A 16,221-nucleotide genomic window follows, 5' to 3' on the forward strand; every position below is an offset into this window, starting at 1 on the left:
ACTCGCGAGCGGTGGCTGAAAAAAGAGAGTCGAAGTGTGGAAAGAGTGGAACCAATATGGTTGAGAGCAGGTGGATTATTGTAATTATTTTTTAACAATTAAAGGTAATAATCAACCTTTATTTTAGGATGATAAATTTGAGCTTGTTGATTAATAAAATCGTAATCTAAGTAGCAGTTTTTGGGAGTGCATCTTGTCGAAAAAAAGAGAGCGAAGCATTCCGGCATATAAGTTATTGGTGAACGTCTTATATTTACGGAGGTCATGCTTCGCCCTACTGATATATTATTCTAAGTGAGATGTCGCCTTTTTCACAAACCGATTTATTGCTATTTTCTCCCTACTTTCTACTGCCTATCATCAAAAGTTACTTGAACCAGATTTAGTTAAGTATCCTAATGCAAGTTGAACTCGGGATGAAATTGGAGGAACAAATAGTATCCGTTGGCGGCAGCGACTCGTTCCGACATACAAGAGGCGGTGGTATTCTTTAAGTTTCTGTTTGCTGCTCATTTCTTTTCCCACCAATAGCCGAGTCAAAATGTCATTAATGTCCAAACCCACTTCATCAAAAGTGCTGCCTTGAGAATTGTGAATAGTCAGGGCAAAGCAATTGTCAATTTCGGCAAATATGTCGTCCTTAAACCAATAATACTTGCGCCATAAAAATCCGCTGCGCTTGGCACTCTTGAGTTTTTCCTTAAGTTCAGCCTGGTAGCGTTTATTTTCGGATTCATGCAGCACAAAGATTTGCCGAAATAAACCGTCATCGGTCACAATCTTTAAAAGCCATACTCGATAGCCGTAGTGTTGGCTCGTTTCAACTTCTTTAATGGTAAATTCAGTTGAAGTGGGCAAAATAACGGTCTTACCATCAGGGGCCATGATTGGTTTCTTAGTAATCAGCCTTTCTCCCGGTATGAATCTGGGGGCTGTTTGACCGTAAACTTGTTCTCGGAGGGCCTGATTGTAATAGTTGACTTGCTTGTTTGTCCAGCACAGAATCCGAAAGCAGTCAGGGTTGGAAGTGAATTCGCGCTTGATGGTTTTGAGGGCGTATTGCAGGAGTGTTTCTGGCTTAACTTTGAATGCACCGTTAGATTTGTTCCCTTGAGTGTAGGTAGAATGTGGCAAGAACATATCGGTTTTATTCTTGACACAAGAACGGCATTCGGTGATGAAGTCGAGGACGGGACTTTCTCCAGCTTGCCTGACAACTTCGGTTAGCATAGTTTTATTGGTAATGCTGAAGACAGGCGAGCGTTTTTCTCCGACGGGGTTAAGCTGAGCTGGGTCGCCCATGAGAATTAATTTGCGGTGGTTGAACAGGGTACGTTCAAATCTACGCTCAATCCAAGACCATAATTGAGTTCCAACCATCGAACATTCGTCAAGAAAAATGATATCGTAGAGGTGGAGGTAACAACAGCTTGTCTGTTCTAAGACTTTCTCTTGTTCTTTGCGAACTATGCCTAAGCCTAAAAGTTGGTGTATTGTCAGAAAGTCTACTCCGAAAATACCTTGAGAGGCTGCCATTTTTCTGAGAATACCGACGGCTTTGTTAGTAGGTGCAGTGAGGACAATGCGCTTGCTTTGAGCCAAGAGTTCTTTGATTAGAAGAAAAATAAGTGTGCTTTTTCCTGTGCCTGCATAACCGCAGAGCAAAAAGAATGACTCAGTGCTGCTTGCAAATGTTCTCAATTTGTCGAGTGTTTGCTGCTGTTGTGGTTTGAGAGTGAAGGGAATTTGTTTAAATTCCTGCGGTCGTTCTAGTAAGGTTTGAATCATTATTAGTGCTAGATAATAACTCTATCGCCTCCCTAATAAGCGTTAGCTTGAGTGCAAGACTGTTTCACGAAGCAGGTTAAATCAACAAAAAAAAGGCGATAGCGCTCTGGTACACTAGAGGGCGATCGCTGATTTATTTGTTGATTAATAATATGAACAGTGGTTGTTGGTTTTTAAACAATAACAACTTTGGTCTTCTTAACTCGCTTGATATTAGCTACTGTTCCTTTGCTTTGTCCGTCCCAGATGGCTAGTCCGTAATCACAATGCGAACACATTTGGATGTCGCGAGCGCTATAGTTTCCGGGAATGCCAATGGTGGGATAACCAAAAGTATTCCTAGGTTTGCCATTGCCGCTAAATAAGGCATAGTAAACCAAGACTTTCTGGTAATTCTTAGACTGCAAATACTGCTGAACTAAGCTATCAATACCAGAAGCATCACCGACTATAACTTCAAATCCTAGTTCAATGATGCGATTGAGAGATGCGATTGCTCCTAAAGGCAATTCATTAATGGAACGACTACCGGAAATCATTACTGTTTTGTTCATGCGATCCTGGAATTGTAGGGTCAAGGGTGAATTGAATAGCACTCAAACTCAAAGATTGTTCCTTGAGTTGATATTTACGACTAGAAAAAATCAACATTTTATGCCATTAGGCAATTTATATTTTGGATTAGTAACAGAGTTGTTTATCGCATTTACACTGTCATAAACTAGCCAATTATATTTGATTTCCCATTTGTTCCATCATCTTGGCATCTTTTCTAAATCAAATTCAGCAACTTTTCGGAGAGTTTCTAAGCGCTTACTTAAAGTTTTATGCCGGGGAGATTCTACAGCGTATTCGTATTTAGAGCCTGTATGTTGAATATCTGGAACTTGGCAATCAATTAAGTTGCTAAGGTAGCCGACTAGCTTTTTGACAGGTATTAGCCAAGCCTTAGCTAACGCTTTAGTACGGAACCCAATCCAAGCTCTAAAGTAGGAGCCGTCTTCGCTAATCTGATAAGCCACATTGGGGGATAATTTAACAATAGATTCGATACGAGCTATACCCAAACCTTTGAGTTCGGTCAAACTGTAATTTTGGATTTCTCCGCTGTTCCACTCGATTTGGAATGGACGTAGATTTTCAACGTTCAAGCGTTGGACTGTCCCCCTTTGTTGAACTCCTTCTCGGCATTTTAAAATGTAATCTCCCTCTTTAAATCCGTATAATCCTTGTTTCTTGGCTAGGTTTTCTAGGTGCTGCTTCCAGGTTTCTTCCCAAGCTATGTTAAAGTCGAGAAGTTCGTAATTTTCTTCGCTCAATTGTCGAGCCAGTTTTTCTTTGAATTGCTGTTTTTGAATTGGCATAGCGAATTCTAAGAAGTTGTCGGGTATTTCGAGAGCTAAATACGTCTTAGCTCGGATTTTGAGGTCAGCAACAGACAAACTGCGAGCGACTTTTAACTGCTGAGGTGCAGGAATATCTATGGTACAACTTGTCGGGAAGCCTGGAAACAAGTTAATGGGAAAGAGATAAGATTGGTCGAGAGTCGAGATGAAAATGTGGTGTTCAGTCAGCGATTCTACTTGGAAAATAGTTGTGTTACTGAATTGTACCTGTTGCGAATTAGCAAGTACGATGGTTGTGCAAGCTGGAAGTTCTCCAGTAGTTTTTTGAGGAATAAACTGAGGCACAAGGGAGATTTTGAGGACACGAATTTCATCAAGTGTATAATTCCAAGAAAAGCTGTCTTCGCTGTTACTAGCATCCCAGGTAATTCTTACAGGTCGATCGGTTTGATTTAGAGAAGTGACAGTACCGTAATGCTTACCAGTTTTGATGATATCGCCTACTTTAAAGGGAAGTTGATCGGAAGGATGCGGAGTGAGAAAAGGGAAAATTACCGCTACCACTTCTTTAACTTCACTGGGGGGAGTGTTGTCAGATTTAGAGCAAATATTTGAGAGACCGATTAAAGCGGTGTTAGAGTCCATAACCTTTGAGAAGTTAATTTTTTTTCAACTTCTCCCGTTAGGGGGTATCTTCTCGAACAGAAGCCTAAAACTTTCTAGTTTTCGCTAGCATCTTTGGTGCATATAAAGCAAATTTAGGCTTTATTTAGGCTTTAAATTTGTTTAAGTCCCGCTAGATATATCGCCATGCTGTCAAGATCACGATATGGAAAACTAAGCGAGCAAAGATGCCCACTTCTGAAAAAATTGCTGCCGCCATAGAGACGATAGACCACTTGGTAGCTTGGCTACAAGATACCGGACTGAGTGCGTCCGCGATCGCCCAGTTTAAATTCAACTCGCTGGCCTCTATGTACCCAGAACTCAAAGGGGTAGCAGAGACGGCAAAACAACTGATTGGTGCAGCTTCCCCTTTGACAGAAGTTGGGATGACAGTAACGGAACTAGCAGCAATACTCACAGATAACTTAGAGTGCAAAATCAAGCCAGATTTAGTCAACAAAGCTCTAGTTTCATTGGGGTATCAAGAGCGTAATGAAGCCAAGCGAATTTGGATACTGACACAAGCCGGCTCAGCTCATGGTATTTCCTTGCTGGCTACTTCAACAACAAACAAATGGAGTGGTTCTCAAATAAAGTGGTATCGCTCTCTAATTCCCATCTTAGAAGAATACTTAACAAATACAGGAATTTTAGAGAATGGCAGCAGTAGCGATCTCACTGCAATACAAGATACAGAACACTCTGAAATTTCCGAAAAAAGCCTTGCATCAATTACTCAAAATGGTAACTCTCCTAGTATTGACTACTCTCAGGGCTGAAGCACCTGAGTTTCCCGCGTATCGTGAGGCTCTATGAAAAGAAAGCAACTTGGACAGTGCCTGAGCGAGTCAAGGTCTGGGAAATTACAGTCAATCCTAGTCAGATTGAGCTGATTCAATCCTTTGCCGACGATGCCTACACGAAACGCTACAACTCAACACAGTATTAAACCAAAAAAAATCTTAATAAAGTTAGCAAAATAAAGGGAAGGGGAAGGGGAGGGTAAAGGTGTATTGTTCAACCTTTACCCTCCCCTCTACTCTCTCAGATTTTTCAGATGGGTATGAGGGCTATGTCCTTGATTTTATCAAGCTTTTGACGGGGTTGTTATCCCGTTAGGTGTAGCTAACCAGGATTTGTATCAAGTACAACTAAACTTTATGAGAGATGAACAACTGATAAATTCTGAGCGCATAGAACCAGATTTAAGGTTAAGGAAAGTGGCAAAATTACGCAAGTCCTTTGTCAAACTGAGGCGGAATAGATAGTCAGTAACGATTGAGGCAATTGTTTGATTAATTGTGAGACTCTGAGCGTTAAGATTAGCCAACTCAGCACAAGATAAATGGGTATTTCCCAATTCTTCAGGTCGCAATTCTATCAAATTGGGGCATTGTAAAACAGGAGAGGGAAGCGCTCCCATAATGCCTGTTTTCTTGAACTTATCCAGGTGCGGAGTTAGCTCTTCAAGGCTATTATGGCTGCCCAGTAGAATTTGACCGCTATCAAAGTTATTGCCAGCATCAAGATACCAGATTCTAGGAATCTCAGCGTGGCGGTTATTCTCTAGCGTTTTGCCCAAGGAACGGCGAGCAGCACTATTGTCAACGCAGCCAATGATAATTACCAAATCATTCCAGTATGATTTTACCAATTTGGGGTCAAAATAGTCAGGAATTGCACTAATTTCTAGCCCCCAGGTAAGATTGTAACGCAAGGCAAGAGTAGTGGCTTTATTCAGTCCAAGTTCAGATTGACAAAATCTCTGCCTCCCCAAATTTTTCCCTTCCACAATATCGGGATCTACAAAGGTAATATTGACATTTTTCCCAACTTGTTTGAAAACGTAAGCTAATCGTGCTAAACTTTCAGCTACATAAGAGCCAGTGCCGCCACAGCCAACGAGCCATAAGTGAAGGTGAGAGTAATCTTTGAGAAGGAGAGGTGTGGAATTTGCGTACTCAAAGTCGAGGTTTAAGGGAGTTTTGGTAAGCATCAGTGATAAAATGTGGATCTTCAAATACAGAATTAGCTTTAATTAAGCTATAGTGTCCGAAAATTCCGATTCTCACTAAAATCTCAGGAGTCAAGGTATTAACTTTACCCAAGACTGCATAGAGGCGAAAACCCCGCTCATCAGCATCATCTGTGCTGCTAAAGAAAGCAGGCAATTCTGCGTGAGAGTGGCACTCAATTAAAGCAGTTGAGTAGGATGAATTGTCAAAAGGCTGGCAGCTCGTTCGTGTAGTCAATTGGACTGGAATTGTCAGTTGCCATTGATTACTACTGTCAAGGGATAGGTGAAATAAAATCTCTGTGAGATTGCCACTGCTATCTTTGGTGAATACAGCTTTTGTCAATATAGAAAGTAGCAGTTCTGATGGTACTAAACGAGTCTCAAGGTGCAAGTATGGTTCTATAGGTGGCAACCCTTTGATAGTATTGGGCGTTGAATTTGCAACAGGAATCATGGCCTCTAGTCCGGGGCGAACTGAACGCACAAACACGCCGTTAGAGGCTGTAACGTATTCGCAGAATACCCCAGTAGCAATGGGAGGCAAGGGAATAGAGGCATGAATGTGGTTAAAAAGTTTTAGCATTAACTTAAACTTTGTGTTGAACAATAAATATTGAGTGCAGTCCCTACATAGAAGTTTTGATTTAGGTAGGGTTAGCAATCAATAGGAGGTGTTGCACTAAAGAGTCAATTGAAGGACTGTACCTCACTTCAACTAAATCTTTAACAGGATAGGTACGCCTTTTTCTCAAGGCTAAACTTTTCAGATGTTCTCTGACATCTTGGGGAAACTTTCGGCTTTTTTGGCTTGATAAGTCAGCATTGAAAGGAGTGGTTATGAAGCTCTGCCAAGCAATATCAATGGTTTGAGTTGAAGCAACAGGTGGAGTATTTTTACCCCAGCAAATTAAACCGTTTGGATGGATGTTTGGTAAAGGAGTGTGGTAAGCTTTCGACTCTGGGTTGAAAGTAGCAAAATCAGTTGCAAATACCCAATATTGAGTGTTTTGTCCTACAAATACCAAGGCAGTTAGTGGAATAGTAATGGGTTTACTCTCATCAAATTGGAGGTTATATTGGGCAGGAGATATGAATTTTACTACCCAATTTCCTTGAGAGTTAGTTCCCCACCTTATGACTCCTGGGGGCATCCAATCCGTATCAATCGGCTCGTGAGAAAATGCAGTTCTCAAACTGACAGAGGAGAGTAGTTTGTAGTGTTCCTTTGTTCCTTCTCGATAATGGAACAGATATTGTTCTTTGATGAACAGTAATTCAGCATCAATTTCTGCTAGCTGTCGGGGAGCTGTTTGCAGAATTTCACGAAAGACTTCTCCTGACAAATGTTGCATAATAACTTGAAATCGATAGAGGTTATGGAGCTAACCCGATAGGTAAGGTTAGCTCATGCTTGAAAATTAATATTCGTTCGACTGCATTAGGGTAGCAACTCTCCAAGTTTTGTCGGGGTCTTCTGGACATTGTGAACTAACTTCCTGATTTTCCAGCCATGCTTTCCTGTCAAAATAATCAATTTTGAAAAAATAGCTTTTACTGTCAAGTTGAATGCTAAGAAAATCTCGTTCTCCGTAGGGGTTGTTGCCAGCTTCAAAGGTGTTAAAATCTCTTAGTAATTGCAGTAACTTTTGTTGCTGTTCGGGAAGAAGAGCTTTTACAGCTTGAGTAATCCGAATTTCACCAATTTTGGTATCTCCTTGACGTAATTGGTCATTAAGACGTGCAATTCTTTCGGCTGTTGTTAGAGTTTCAGTCATAATTAAGGCCTCAATTTCCAACAACTACAACCGCACTAGCGGTTGCTGGTTCACTCGTAATTATTCGGATTCAGGGGTAATTCAAATTGACAAGGTGCTTTTGTTCCAGAGTTCAAGAATTTGCTGAAAATGTCGATGGCGGTCAGTAGCAAGCCAGTCAATGACCTGTTGAGCCTGGGTTATTAATTCTTTAGCACTTTGCCATTGTTCTGATAAAAATATCAAGTTTTCGACTGTCCATTCTCCAAATTGATACTCGTGTTGAGCGCAGCCGTCAAGCCAAATATTACCCGTTGAGTAATTGAGGAAACTCAGTACAATTGGCATCCCTTTTACGGGAAATTCAGCCAGAGAGCAAAACTGTTGGAATTGCTGATGATTGATCCTATCTGGTGGTAGAATCTGAGAAAATGAAACTTCAAATTCTTGTTCATACCAATCTTTCATCTCATTTTCAGTTAGCCAATTTAGTCCTTCAGAACTTAGAGAAAGCAGGATTTGCCATTCAGGAGCTAAGGAATCAATATCTTCATAGCTCAACCAATCCAACCCCCAAGACTCAATCAGGAGTTGGTCGAGGCGTTCTTCTTGTGCTATTTCTAATTGCCAGGGGCTGATCGGGATAAGTTCTGTTTCGTCAAGAAGACGGAAGAATTCTAATTCGCGGGGGCTATGATTATCAGGAGTATCCGAGTAAATAGAACTGGTACTGGTAGCAAATTCAGTTGAAAAAAAGTGCTGGTAAAGATTGAGAAGTTGAGCGCTATTGAGCGTTTGTCTGAGAAATTCAATCGCTTCAAGTGGCTTAGTTACTGGGTAGGAGTGTCGCAAAGCGGCAATGGCTTGCGACACAGACAAAATAGTTGCAGGCATTAAAAATTAAGAGGAATTTGGAGACAAGCAATAGCTGGCGCAAGTTGGAGTTTTTTGAGAGTGTCTCTAAATCGCTGTAGTTCTTGCTCACCCAGAGCGATCGCGTCAGAGAGTTCTTGAGCCCGACTTGCCAAGGTTAGCGGAGTAACACAACCGCTGATAGAGTCGCATTGCAGAGCCCAAGTGAGTTGGACAGCTTGATTCGGTTCTTCCGGTGCGGAGACAAGTGAGGGGAGTGGGGAATGGGGAGTGAGCAGTACGCATAGTTCTTTTTTCCAATCTTCTTCTACACCCTTTGTCTTGGCTTGTTTGATGATTTTAATGGGTTGACCTGTTTTTCGTTCAATTGTAGCGGAGCTTAATTCAGGGAAGTAAGGAAGTAGGACTTCTAGCAATTTTTCATCATTTGCAGTAATTTCGTTGGGCAGTTCGATTTGCCTGCCTTCATATTCTATTAGACTCATTGTTACCTCTTTAAAACAGGGGGATTTGTACTCCAGCTTCACCTTTGTTGACGGGGTGGTTAGCAGGATTTTGAAGATTTGGTTTGGCTTTTTTCCGGGGTTGACCAACAGAAGAACGAATTTGAGCGCTCACTTTTCGGTTAGGTAGGTTAGAGGCTAACCGCTGGAGCAATTCTTGTAAATGGTTTGGCCAAGCTCCAATCGAGTTTTCTCTAACTTGTACTAATAGTGGTAAGTCGTCATGGCTCGTTGCTGTAATTTCTACGATTCGCCCTTCTGGATGCCCATCGTCTGGTCGCATAACAATGTGGATTTTGATTGTACAAAAATTGAATTCATAAGGTTCTGATTCTCCTTCATCAAGTAAGTCAGGACTCTGTGAAGTGTTCTCAGTTTTGTTGATGGTTTCACCCACTTTTTGAGTAGCTGAAAGTGGAATATCCTCTCCAGTTGGTTCGGAATTTGGTTCTATTTGGGTCATGGCTGGATTCGCAGTACAAGCAAGTGCAGCTTATTCTCAAAAATTGCCGCGATCGCGGCCTTGCTTTTAACGATCTATTTTTTGTAAAGTTTTAACGGTAAGCGTGTTTCCCAAGAAATTTCTTAATTAATTCCCATTAATTATCTGTCCGACAAGATGCGGTCGCACTTGTCTCTATTGATTCTTTGATTGTAATTGCTCAACCCCCTTGACAAGAAGACGAGATAGACATTAGATAAAGGAATGGAAAAACTACCCGGCTTAAAGCAACTATTGAACGAGGCAAAAGAAGCCTTGATAGTAGAGCTATGGCAAGAAATCCAAAAACTCAGCGCAACATTAGCCACCTACGAACCTTGCGCCAGAGCCATCTCCCAAAAAAACTCTTCAAAATTCCGAAGTATTGATAGAGAAGGAATATCTATTGCGCTCGCAAGCTATATTACTATTAGCCACATCTACGATTGCACAGCTATCAATCAGAGCATATTTACTTATGCAATTGTAACTATCCGTACAAATGCGATCGCTCTAGAGCGTCAATCAATACTATGATAAAAAGTTGTAGTTAGTAGAGAATCAGTAAAATATATAAAAAATTCTCCCAGCTATCAGTAGGTTCTGTCGCTGGGAGAAATCGCTGGAAAGTCGGTTTATTCAACTAACGCAGGTATCTCGATTAATTCGATTTCAAACCTTCGCTGCATTCGCCGTTATTCTTTAGGCACAGTAGGCTTTGGTTGCATGTCAAAAATAATCACAAATGTGCGCGTTTTCACTAATCGCTGCAAAACCCGTAGATGATCATCTGCATCGTTTCTCTTACGAAATCGTGCCACAATAACACGCTGACAATTAGGAAGCAGGCTAATGATACACCACGGGTGCAATTTTTCAGAGTAGGTCATTTTAGTACCTCAGCAGTAAAAGTAACAGATTGTGCTCTTGTTTCATTGCTTGCCAAGACAGTAATTGAATAATCTTGTCAAAGACAGGTCACGGTGACATTGATATTTGATGAGGTTTGTGCTAAGACAAGCTCAAATTATCTTTTGATGCTGAAAAAGCTTGGTGTATGTATAGCAGCCACCAAAACTGTTGGAACAAGTCAGCAGTATATGATTGCGACAACGTATACAGTCGTTGCCCTGAACAGTCTTTCCGTTATACCCGCCACTATTAATCCAGGCTATTCTCTTCGCAAGGCGGACACAGGAAAGCCACCAATGTCTCTGGAATTTCCTCAAAGTGTTCCAGCAGAAAATCCATTAAAGCCAAATGACGCAAATCGACAGCAGTAGGAAATCTGCGATTTTTCCCCTTTCTAAACCAACCCCGCACTGTAGAATCAGAACGAGAACAAATAAAAGCAATTTCCTCATAACTCACTCCCCACTTTGCATAAAACTGCCTCGGTGTCATTCCGAATTGGCATTGACTGTAAACTGCAATCAAATTGCGTTCTCTATCGGTCAGATTCTGCTGCTTTTTTATCATCCTCAAACTTCTCCAAATCTTCCTCCCAGGCAGTATCAAACTGACACCACGTTGCACTTTTGGAATCAGGAGTAAGGCAAATTATGTAGCACCACATCCAACAGCATTGACACTGTTCGTAATTGTAAAATTTGCCGATAACCATTCCTCTGTCAGCTTCTTCGCTAACACCCGTCCAGCGCACCATCTCGCCGCACTTAAAGCGCGGGAGATGAATTTTGGCAAAGTTTACAGGAAATTCAATTGCAGGCGGCATATCCTTCAACTGTTTTAGTGGCAGGGTCGAAATCAAATCTCGCTTTCCTTTTGAGATTGACATGAGTTCTTAACTGTGCATCGACTGCAACAGATTTGTTTTGATAGGTTTTTATGCCAATTTCTTGATAAAGAAATTGCAGCGCGATATTTCCTTAAATCAATCAATTGGAATCTATATTTGACGAACTATTCTCAAAGCCCAACTCGGGCTAGGCTATCAGTTTTTTGAGATACCCCCCAATCGCGTTGATGTCAAGTCCGGTTGCAGCCGACTTGTATAGTAAAGGTGTAGTTGCTTTCGTCAGCGAGGTGCGATGATGGACAAACGTCTCCAAATCGAACCACACCGGGAAGTAGAAGGGTTATTGGAGAATATTGATGACTTGTTCTTCAGGCTCTAACTGGCCGCAAAAAAGGTTGCAGGTAGAATCAAACAATAGTATAATTAGATTAGTGAATAATAATTTTATTGGTAGCGCGGTGTTATGAACGCCCAAAAACCTGTTACTTTCAGAGACCTCATAGACGCGATCGCCACCTTACCGATTATCAACTTTTCCGAGAATTCGAGTCAGTTGAATAGCAATAAGCGGGAAGTGAGTTGCAATAAGCGCCTCCGATTGCCCAGAAAGCGATTGAGCCGGATTTGGTTAGCCATCAAAGAATAGAAGCCAGTTAGCCTACTTGACGTAAACCCCCTTTCGTCCAATAATGAAGGAATTTACGCTAAGAGGGCTGCGCCGTGAAGGTTCAAGGGAATGGGCGCGCTAAGATTTTGACGCCCGCAGAAATTGACCGACTGTTTGACCGGGGTTTTATTACAGCAAGGGACAGGCTTTTGTTTGCTGTAACTTTTTACTGCGCCTGCCGCATTTCAGAGGCGTTAGCTTTAACAACTCACGACATTGTTGGGGGGTCAGTCACGTTGCGGAAAGCGACGACAAAGGGGAAATCAGCAACGCGAACGCTGCCGCTCCATCCTATGCTGGCTAAGTATTTAAAGGCTTACAATCCAGATGTAGGTTTTTTGTTTCCGGGGCGAGACAATACGAAGCCTTTGACTCGCGCCGCATCGGATGTGATTTTTAAAGAAGCTTGCAAGCGGGTAAGAATTAAGGGGGCTTCAACACATTCGATGCGGCGGACGGCGCTGACTAATTTGAGCAATGCGGGGGTGCCGCTGCGGGTGATTATGGAGATTTCGGGACACAAAAATTTGTCGAGTCTCCAGCGCTATTTGGAGGTACAGCCGGAACAGCTTGTCAAGGCGATTGGACTTTTGAAGTAAGGCGACAGAGCTCAATATTTTCCTGTCCTTCAATATTACCGGAGTTTATAGATATTCCGAAACCGACAGCATTCAGCCTCAAACAGCAACTTAACCGTTCCCGTTCCGCTATTGCGCCCTTTCAATCCAATAATTTCAGCGATTCCCCGATCGGGAGAATCAGGATTGTAATAATCGTCCCTGTAAACTCCAAGCACAACATCCGCATCCTGTTCAATTCCACCAGAGCCACGCAAATCCGATAAACTTGGACGCTTGTTCGTGCGAGTCTCTACCCCCCGATTGAGCTGAGAAAGCAGCACAACCGGCGCGTCAACCTCGCGAGCCAAAATCTTCATCTGCCGCGTAATTTCGCTAATTTTATTGACAACATTTTCATCCGCCGAATTCACCATCAATTGCAAGTAATCAATAATTACCAAACCCAATGGGCCGCGCTCACAAACAAACTCCCTAACTCTGGAACGAATCTCCAAGGGAGACGGTTCCAAACTTTCGTCTATCCAAAAATCAGCATCGCTAACTTTCCCTAAAGCCGAAGCTAGGACTTCGTACTTACCAGCTAGGTTAACTTTCCTGATATCTTTCACCGACACCCCACTCTCAAGTGCCATTAGTCGTGCTGCCAAGTCCCGACCTGGCATTTCCATCGAAAACATCAAAACTCGACCGTTCGTGGAAAGGGAAGCAATGTTGTAGCCAAGGGCACAAGCCAAAGCTGTTTTGCCGCTGCCGGGGCGACCTCCTATGACAATCAATTCACCTCGGTAAAATCCCCCTCCCAAGAGGTCGTCGAGGTCGTAAAACCCTGTGCTGATTCCAGGAAAGTAGTTAGCAGTCTCCAAGCGCTCTTCCTCAATTTCATCTAGATATCGCCAAAGCTCTCCGCAGTATTCGGAGAGAGGTCGAATAGCTTTTTGTCGCTCTTCTCTGTACTTATTGAGGGCAAAAATCTTTTCCTCGGCTTTATTTAGTATCGCATCCAATTCGGTGGAAGTCTCGTAGCCAAGCTGCACGATGTCATTGCCAACTTTGATGAGTTCGCGCCGGACAAACTTGTCCATGACTAGCAAGGCATACTGGTCGATATTGACGGCTGAAACAGTTCGGTCTACCAGCATTACCAGTTTGATTTGACCTCCTACTACTTCCAGCAGGTTGTGGTCGTCGAGGAAGGTGGTGATGTTCATCAAATCTGTGGGCTGTTCTAGAGAATGCAGCACCAAAGCGGCCCGATAAATATGTTGGTGGACTGTAATTGCCAATGCTTCGGGACGCAGAATATTTGCGATTCTTTTAATGGCTATTGGATCGATCAGAATTCCGCCTAAAATTGCTTCCTCTGCATCAATATTGCTCGGAATAATTTTGTCAACTAAACTGACTGCCATGTCTGGTATTCTCCTTTGATCTTGTTGCTAATTCAACTGTGCGAAAAGTTGTCTAAAAGATGAAAAGCTGTCTAAATGGGTTGGACGATAACTGTTTTCACAGCTAAGCTAAATAGCTAAGTAGTAGACAATTTGTTCACAATTTGTTTTGCTTGCTGAGGAAATCGCTGTATCCACTGCAAGTAAATTTGCTGCTGAATACCTAGCGCTGCGAAAGCTTCTTCGCCTAGTTCTTGGAACTGTTCGGATAACTTTCGGTGAGTTGTTAATGGCATATACTGAGGGTCAATATAATCCTCAGTTATTCTTGTTGTCTGTGCAGAAGGAGAATTTTTTGGAGTTGGAGAAGAGCCTGCTGAAGCTGGAGACGAAACAACATTTGTTGGGTTCGAGTTTGGAAAACCATTAGTTTTTCCCCACCAACGACCGCGCAAACAGTCAACAATCCATCCTGAAGGGTTAGATATTTGCTTTGTTTGGCTTCTGATTTGCAGCAGGTTTATGGCTGCTTGAATTTCTTCTAAGTTGTACTGGAGGACGCAAACTCTCAATTCGGGATTCATCCCTCCTGTGGCTTGCATAACTATCTCGACAATCTGAGTCGCATCGGGGTTTGTAATTGCAACCGCTTCAGAGTTAGCAATCGCAACTACTTCGGCAATTTTAGTCGTTTCGGAATTGACAATTGCAACCGCTTCGATAATTTCAGTTACATCAGGATTGGAAATTGCAACCGCTTCGGAATTGGCAATTGCAACCACTTTGACAATTTCAGTTGCTTCGGAGTTAGCAATCGCAACCGCTTCGGCAATTTCAGTTACATCAGGGTTGGCAATTGCAATCGCTTCATAATTGGCAATTGCAACCACTTCGGCAATTTCAGTTGCTTTGGAATTGGCAATTACAACTGTTTCGACAATTTTAGCGACTTGAGGATTAACGAACGAAGATGTTTCGAGATTTAACCGGACAGCTTTGTTGGTTATTGTTGGTTCGGCGCCAGAGATTCTTTGATGGTCGAGGCTGTCGAGTTTTGTGGGTAGTTTTTGCGGGGGTTCAGAGGTTAAACCTGTTTGTTCTGAACTGCAAGGTATTGTCGCATCATCGATCGCTTGAATTTTATCTGAATTAGTATTCAGATATTCAGCGGTTGGGGCGGAATATTTATCCTCAGTTAGAATTTTTAGTCTTTGTTGTGAATTTTTATTTGACTGACTGTCTTTGGTCTGGATTTGAGTAGCAGGTTTTGGTTCTACATTTTTTGGTTTTACATTTGTCTTGGCTAAATTTTCTCTTTCTTCAAAAAAACTTAAAAAAACAGCAGCAACATTTTCAGTGCTTTGCTGTCCTTTCTTATCCTCTGTAAAGAGTACGGCGCCATCAGGGTTTGAACCCTCTATTTGCTCAATTTTTGACTGTTGACGTTGATTTTTTGATGAGTTGCTCAGTTTTTGGAATTTTGAGTGGGTATGAGTGAAGGGGCGAACGTCGCCCAGGTGCTGCACTGCTATGCGAAAAATGCCGCGTCCGTAGTTTTTCAGGATTTTGACCAAACCGAGTTTTTCGAGCTGTCTGAGGGCTGTCCGCCTGGTGTTGGGGCTGTAGGGCTTGCCATTGCGGACTCTTGTGGCTCGTTTTTCGCCCAAGGGGATGTCATAGATGTCGATTTCCTCTGGTTTGCCGCCGATGCAGGTTCTGTACAGGTAGAGGGCGAGTTTGATGGCGCTGGGGGTAGCGCCTTCGAGTACGTCGGCCAGGGCTTCGTAAATTGAGGCATATCTGGTGAGTGGTGGTTTGTGCCAGGTAGTTGTATCTGCAACCATTTTTTGTTCGCGGTAAAAATGAGCGTGTCACTTTTAGCGGCTGTGGTAGCTACTAGAAGCGTGCGAGAGGGGTTGTTATGGATTTGGTCGGATTTGGTCGCGGGGTATCCGCTCGTGCTTGCAGCAGGAAGGCGAGATGCGCTCCATCGCGCTGCATTGGCGATCGATCGTCGAGCCCGTGCGATTATTTTTTCCATCCTGCCAGGTCGATCGTCGCGGGATGTGGTGGCGGATCAGTCTTGTCAGACTTATAAGAGTTGTAATCAAAAGCTGAAACTTATATATAGCAAGAGTTTCAAAAAATCATAATCCTGGGATGTGGATAAGATTATCCTGGGATGTGGATAAAATTGTCCTGGGATGTGGATGTTTTTGTAATCAAGCTTAAACCCATATACTGTAAGGGTTCAAGCTCGATTTTTTAAGTTTTTTTTATGATTACACGGCTGCTGTCAGCTTGATTACGGCAACTAGCCCTTTAGGCTCGCTGGATCTCGCTAATTCTGAAAATAGGAGTATTTGAATGCGTTCACCTGCATAGCTATCCGCGAGAT

20 protein-coding genes are annotated in these 16,221 nt (G+C 42.6%); 6 read left to right on the forward strand and 14 right to left on the reverse strand.

What is annotated here, in order from left to right:
- Window positions 1-360 precede the first annotated feature (360 nt).
- The 3 genes from QUB06_RS02110 to QUB06_RS02120 form a co-directional block, all read right to left on the reverse strand.
- On the reverse strand, window positions 361-1,788 hold the full coding sequence (locus QUB06_RS02110) for an AAA family ATPase (protein ID WP_333151822.1): 1,428 nt from the start codon (window positions 1,786-1,788) through the stop codon (window positions 361-363).
- A 173-nt stretch (window positions 1,789-1,961) separates the two neighbouring features.
- Window positions 1,962-2,342, reverse strand: a complete 381-nt coding sequence (locus QUB06_RS02115; RefSeq protein WP_172186651.1) for a hypothetical protein — start codon at window positions 2,340-2,342, stop codon at window positions 1,962-1,964.
- Between the two features lie 201 nt (window positions 2,343-2,543).
- Window positions 2,544-3,779, reverse strand: a complete 1,236-nt coding sequence (locus QUB06_RS02120; RefSeq protein ID WP_333151819.1) for a hypothetical protein — start codon at window positions 3,777-3,779, stop codon at window positions 2,544-2,546.
- A gap of 206 nt (window positions 3,780-3,985) precedes the next feature.
- On the opposite strand from QUB06_RS02120, the gene QUB06_RS02125 reads away from it, so the two are divergent.
- On the forward strand, window positions 3,986-4,579 hold the full coding sequence (locus QUB06_RS02125; protein ID WP_333121257.1) for a hypothetical protein: 594 nt from the start codon (window positions 3,986-3,988) through the stop codon (window positions 4,577-4,579).
- A 23-nt stretch (window positions 4,580-4,602) separates the two neighbouring features.
- Window positions 4,603-4,749 carry a hypothetical protein gene (locus tag QUB06_RS02130; RefSeq protein ID WP_333339930.1) on the forward strand — a complete coding sequence of 49 codons (147 nt, stop codon included), beginning with the start codon at window positions 4,603-4,605 and terminating at the stop codon, window positions 4,747-4,749.
- Window positions 4,750-4,941: 192 nt separating this feature from the next.
- Here the strand turns inward: QUB06_RS02130 and QUB06_RS02135 are convergent, their stop codons facing one another.
- From QUB06_RS02135 to QUB06_RS02165, 7 genes are all read right to left on the reverse strand, one after another.
- On the reverse strand, window positions 4,942-5,796 hold the full coding sequence (locus QUB06_RS02135; protein ID WP_333151816.1) for a PRTRC system ThiF family protein: 855 nt from the start codon (window positions 5,794-5,796) through the stop codon (window positions 4,942-4,944).
- The gene (locus tag QUB06_RS02140) at window positions 5,762-6,400 is read right to left on the reverse strand and encodes a hypothetical protein (RefSeq protein WP_333151815.1); all 639 of its coding nucleotides are present in this window, start codon (window positions 6,398-6,400) and stop codon (window positions 5,762-5,764) included. Before QUB06_RS02140 ends, QUB06_RS02135 begins: the two co-directional genes overlap by 35 nt.
- Window positions 6,401-6,461: 61 nt before the next feature.
- Window positions 6,462-7,169 carry a prokaryotic E2 ligase family D protein gene (locus tag QUB06_RS02145; protein ID WP_216670293.1) on the reverse strand — a complete coding sequence of 236 codons (708 nt, stop codon included), beginning with the start codon at window positions 7,167-7,169 and terminating at the stop codon, window positions 6,462-6,464.
- 66 nt (window positions 7,170-7,235) lie between these two features.
- Window positions 7,236-7,592 carry a DUF3768 domain-containing protein gene (locus tag QUB06_RS02150; protein WP_332946642.1) on the reverse strand — a complete coding sequence of 119 codons (357 nt, stop codon included), beginning with the start codon at window positions 7,590-7,592 and terminating at the stop codon, window positions 7,236-7,238.
- Between the two features lie 81 nt (window positions 7,593-7,673).
- Window positions 7,674-8,465: a hypothetical protein gene (locus QUB06_RS02155; RefSeq protein ID WP_332946641.1), complete on the reverse strand. Its 792-nt coding sequence runs from the start codon at window positions 8,463-8,465 to the stop codon at window positions 7,674-7,676.
- Window positions 8,465-8,929 (reverse strand): hypothetical protein, encoded by a 465-nt coding sequence (locus tag QUB06_RS02160; RefSeq protein ID WP_172186658.1) that lies wholly within the window; start codon window positions 8,927-8,929, stop codon window positions 8,465-8,467. The genes QUB06_RS02155 and QUB06_RS02160 overlap by 1 nt, the downstream gene beginning before the upstream one ends.
- Window positions 8,930-8,939: 10 nt before the next feature.
- Entirely contained in the window at window positions 8,940-9,410 is a 471-nt protein-coding gene (locus QUB06_RS02165) for a hypothetical protein (RefSeq protein ID WP_172186659.1), read from the reverse strand.
- A gap of 243 nt (window positions 9,411-9,653) precedes the next feature.
- Here QUB06_RS02165 and QUB06_RS02170 point away from each other — a divergent pair, with 243 nt between their 5' ends.
- Window positions 9,654-9,965, forward strand: a complete 312-nt coding sequence (locus QUB06_RS02170; RefSeq protein WP_332946638.1) for a hypothetical protein — start codon at window positions 9,654-9,656, stop codon at window positions 9,963-9,965.
- Window positions 9,966-10,589: 624 nt separating this feature from the next.
- Here the strand turns inward: QUB06_RS02170 and QUB06_RS02175 are convergent.
- Entirely contained in the window at window positions 10,590-10,907 is a 318-nt protein-coding gene (locus tag QUB06_RS02175) for a helix-turn-helix domain-containing protein (protein WP_333121269.1), read from the reverse strand.
- Entirely contained in the window at window positions 10,876-11,226 is a 351-nt protein-coding gene (locus QUB06_RS02180) for a hypothetical protein (RefSeq protein ID WP_333151808.1), read from the reverse strand. The genes QUB06_RS02175 and QUB06_RS02180 overlap by 32 nt, the downstream gene beginning before the upstream one ends.
- A 424-nt stretch (window positions 11,227-11,650) precedes the next feature.
- Between QUB06_RS02180 and QUB06_RS02185 the strand changes: the two genes are divergently transcribed.
- Window positions 11,651-11,833, forward strand: a complete 183-nt coding sequence (locus QUB06_RS02185) for a hypothetical protein (protein ID WP_333151806.1) — start codon at window positions 11,651-11,653, stop codon at window positions 11,831-11,833.
- 74 nt (window positions 11,834-11,907) lie between these two features.
- Window positions 11,908-12,453: a site-specific integrase gene (locus QUB06_RS02190; protein ID WP_333085761.1), complete on the forward strand. Its 546-nt coding sequence runs from the start codon at window positions 11,908-11,910 to the stop codon at window positions 12,451-12,453.
- Between the two features lie 35 nt (window positions 12,454-12,488).
- Here the strand turns inward: QUB06_RS02190 and dnaB are convergent, their stop codons facing one another.
- On the reverse strand, window positions 12,489-13,844 hold the full coding sequence (gene dnaB, locus QUB06_RS02195; RefSeq protein ID WP_333151803.1) for a replicative DNA helicase: 1,356 nt from the start codon (window positions 13,842-13,844) through the stop codon (window positions 12,489-12,491).
- 116 nt (window positions 13,845-13,960) lie between these two features.
- On the reverse strand, window positions 13,961-15,667 hold the full coding sequence (locus QUB06_RS02200; protein ID WP_333033767.1) for a hypothetical protein: 1,707 nt from the start codon (window positions 15,665-15,667) through the stop codon (window positions 13,961-13,963).
- An 18-nt stretch (window positions 15,668-15,685) separates the two neighbouring features.
- Here QUB06_RS02200 and QUB06_RS02205 point away from each other — a divergent pair, with 18 nt between their 5' ends.
- Window positions 15,686-15,976: a hypothetical protein gene (locus QUB06_RS02205; protein ID WP_333033766.1), complete on the forward strand. Its 291-nt coding sequence runs from the start codon at window positions 15,686-15,688 to the stop codon at window positions 15,974-15,976.
- Window positions 15,977-16,221: the final 245 nt, after the last annotated feature.

This window comes from Microcoleus sp. D2_18a_D3 (assembly GCF_036702455.1).
GTDB lineage: Bacteria > Cyanobacteriota > Cyanobacteriia > Cyanobacteriales > Microcoleaceae > Microcoleus.